The organism is Methylorubrum zatmanii (assembly GCF_014845115.1).
Classification (GTDB): domain Bacteria; phylum Pseudomonadota; class Alphaproteobacteria; order Rhizobiales; family Beijerinckiaceae; genus Methylobacterium; species Methylobacterium zatmanii.
Genome location: NZ_NKUI01000344.1, coordinates 1 through 3036, shown reverse-complemented (window position 1 = coordinate 3036; position 3036 = coordinate 1). Strand labels below are relative to the sequence as shown.

Here is a 3036-nt window from a genome sequence, read left to right as displayed (position 1 = left end):
CCGCCCCAGCCAGAAACTGGTGGGCGCCGCCCCGTCGGTGAACAGGCGTATACGCACCACGATCCGGACCGTCAATCGAAAAGTTCCGGAAAATCGGAAACTCCCCGTCACAAGCCGCAAGAGTGCACTGAATGGGCATTTCGTGGAGGGGGAAGAGTAGACGGTTCGCGTCGAGTAACCCCCTCGTCAAAACCCTTTCTTCACGGAGGCCAGCGCCCGGCTGAGACCGTCGGCCACGGCTTCACGCTCCATCGGAGAGGCATCGCGGGCGACGACGACATATTCCCGGCGCGAGGTCAGCGTCAGGGTCCGCAGACCGAACTCCTCGTCCTCGACCCGGCTGAGCTTGGTCCAAAGCGGGTTGAAGCGCCACTCACGGCGGGTGCCGCGAGGATCGATGCGGGCGAGGGAGACTTCGAGCGGCGAAATCGCGACCTCCTCGAAGGAGCGTCCGCGGCGGAAGCTCGCCATCAGCGCCACGTAGAGCGCCAGCATGTCGAGGCCGAAGAAGCCGGCGACCGGCCAGAAGCCCATGCGCCAGAAGACGACCGAGGTCACCAAAGCCACCAGGCAACACAGGCCCATCACGATCCGGAAACCGTCCCGGCCCAGTGATTGGTTGGGACGGATCACCGCCGAATAGACCGGCCGGTCCATCGTCGCTGGGTCGAGCCCATCCGGATGCGCAGAAACGTTGCCGCTTGCCATAAGCCGAATATAACGCGCCGATGCCGTCGAAAAAGCCGTCCTTCCGCCATTCACCTCCCAGCGCGGACAAAGCTGCGTCGGTGAAACCCATGACCGCACCGGCGAGGACTGCAAAGCCCAAGGCCAAGCTGGCTGCGCCCTTTGCGGCGCGGGTCGAAACCTCGCCCGAACCTGTCGATGACGCGACCCTCGTCGACATCTTCTCGCGGCTGCGCGCGGCCGATCCCGAGCCGCGCTCGGAACTCGAATACATCAACCCCTATACGTTGCTCGTGGCCGTGGTGCTCTCGGCCCAGGCCACCGACAAGAGCGTGAACCTCGCGACCGCTCCGCTGTTCGCCCTTGCGGATACACCGGAGAAGATGCTGGCGCTCGGCGAGGAGCGTGTCCGCCATTTCATCCGCACCATCGGCCTGTTCAACACCAAGGCGAAGAACGTCATCGCCCTCTCGCGGATCCTGATCGAGCGCCATGGCGGCGAGGTGCCCCGGGAGGCCGAAGCCTTGGAAGTGTTGCCGGGGGTGGGCACGAAGACCGCGAGCGTCGTCCTCAACGTCGCCTTCGGCGTGCCCCGCATCGCCGTGGACACCCATATCTTCCGCGTCTCGAACCGTATCCCGCTCTTCGTGGCCCCGACCACCGACAAGGTGCAGGCGGGCCTGGAGGCGCGGGTTCCCGAGCCGTTCCGGCTCAACGCGCATCATTGGCTGATCTTGCACGGGCGCTACACCTGCAAGGCGCGCCGCCCCGACTGTCCGCGCTGCGCGATCGCGGATCTGTGCCGCTATCCCTCGAAAACCACGGATCTCACTCCCATCTCCGCGACGGAGTGATCGCCTCCCGGGGGCCGTTTTCGCGAGCCCTCATGCAGTTCAGGCCGTGCCGCGCCGGTCCGCAATGTGCCGAACCCGCTCCGCCTGGGCAATGCGGTGCGGGCTCAATGCGTTGTGCTGCCAACCCCGATCCGGTAGATTGATGGTATGGCGGCCGGAGATGTCTTTCACGGGACGTGTTCCGGCCGTCCGCCCGCCAGACGGGTCGCCGCGCCGCGGATTTCGCTTCACGTGCCAGTTCCGAAGGAGCCACGGCCCCATGGACTTCCTCAAACCACGGTACACGCCTATGAACCGCCGCCGTCGCATCTACGAGGGCAAGGCGAAGGTCCTCTATGAGGGACCGGAGCCGGGGACGCTCATCCAGCACTTCAAGGACGACGCGACCGCGTTCAACGCGAAGAAGCATGAGGTCATCGACGGCAAGGGCGTGCTGAACAACCGGATCTCCGAGTTCATCTTTCAGCACCTCAACGATATCGGCGTGCCGACGCACTTCATCCGCCGGCTCAACATGCGCGAGCAGCTGATCCGCGAGGTCGAGATCATTCCGCTCGAGGTGGTGGTGCGCAACGTGGCGGCGGGCTCGCTCGCCCAGAGGCTGGGGCTCGAGGAAGGCACCCAGCTCCCGCGTTCGATCATCGAGTTCTACTACAAGAACGATCAGCTCAACGACCCGATGGTGTCGGAGGAGCATATCACGGCGTTCGGCTGGGCGACGCCCCAGGAGATCGACGACATCATGGCGCTCGCCATCCGCGTCAACGACTTCCTGTCGGGCCTCTTCCTCGGCGTCGGCATCCGCCTCGTCGACTTCAAGATGGAGACCGGGCGCCTCTGGGAAGGCGACCTGATGCGGATCGTGGTGGCCGACGAGATCTCCCCCGATTCCTGCCGGCTGTGGGACATCAAGTCGTCGGACAAGCTCGACAAGGACCGCTTCCGCAAGGATCTCGGCGGCCTGATCGAGGCCTATACCGAAGTCGCCAAGCGGCTCGGCATCATGTCCGAGAACGAGAAGGTGCAGACCGGGGGGCCCCGCCTCGTGCAGTGACGCCGACGCGGCGCGGGACGATCCTCAGCGCGGCTCGGCCGTCTCCAATCCGGTCCAGCCGCGGCGCAGGCGCAGATGGGTCGCAAGATCCGGGTCAAAGCCCGGGTGATAATGGGGGTCCTGCGCCAGCAGCGGCCCCCATCGCCGTTTCAGGGCCTCGACCTCGGTCCGGTGGCGGGCCGCAGCCTCAGCCGAGGGGCGACGGCTCGCCGATTCCCGGTGATGGAGCAGCGCGCCGCCGACATAGAGGCTGCGCAGGCCGCGTGCGTTCAGCCTCAGGCACAGATCGACATCGTTGAAGTCGATCCGGAAGGTCGCGGCGTCGAAGCCGCCGACCCGGCGAAACTTCTCCGCCTCGATGACGAGGCAGGCGGCGGTCACCGCCGAGACGCCGCGCGTGGCGTGGAGGACGGACAGATACCCCACAGCCATCGCCCGGGA

The 3036-nt window shown here is 65.9% G+C and carries 4 protein-coding genes; 2 read left to right on the top strand and 2 right to left on the bottom strand.

Annotated features, from left to right (window positions below):
• Window positions 1-186 precede the first annotated feature (186 nt).
• Window positions 187-708, bottom strand: coding sequence for a DUF2244 domain-containing protein (locus MZTS_RS24595; RefSeq protein WP_192285941.1), 522 nt, complete (start codon window positions 706-708; stop codon window positions 187-189).
• Window positions 709-797: 89 nt separating this feature from the next.
• Here MZTS_RS24595 and nth point away from each other — a divergent pair, with 89 nt between their 5' ends.
• Both nth and purC read left to right on the top strand, forming a co-directional pair.
• Window positions 798-1541: an endonuclease III gene (gene nth, locus MZTS_RS24590; RefSeq protein WP_192285940.1), complete on the top strand. Its 744-nt coding sequence runs from the start codon at window positions 798-800 to the stop codon at window positions 1539-1541.
• A 259-nt stretch (window positions 1542-1800) separates the two neighbouring features.
• Window positions 1801-2595 (top strand): phosphoribosylaminoimidazolesuccinocarboxamide synthase, encoded by a 795-nt coding sequence (gene purC, locus MZTS_RS24585; RefSeq protein ID WP_192285939.1) that lies wholly within the window; start codon window positions 1801-1803, stop codon window positions 2593-2595.
• Window positions 2596-2619: 24 nt separating this feature from the next.
• On the opposite strand, the gene MZTS_RS24580 is transcribed toward purC, so the two are convergent.
• A partial coding sequence (locus MZTS_RS24580; RefSeq protein ID WP_425492780.1) for a glycosyltransferase family 2 protein occupies window positions 2620-3036 on the bottom strand: 417 nt, incomplete at its 5' end.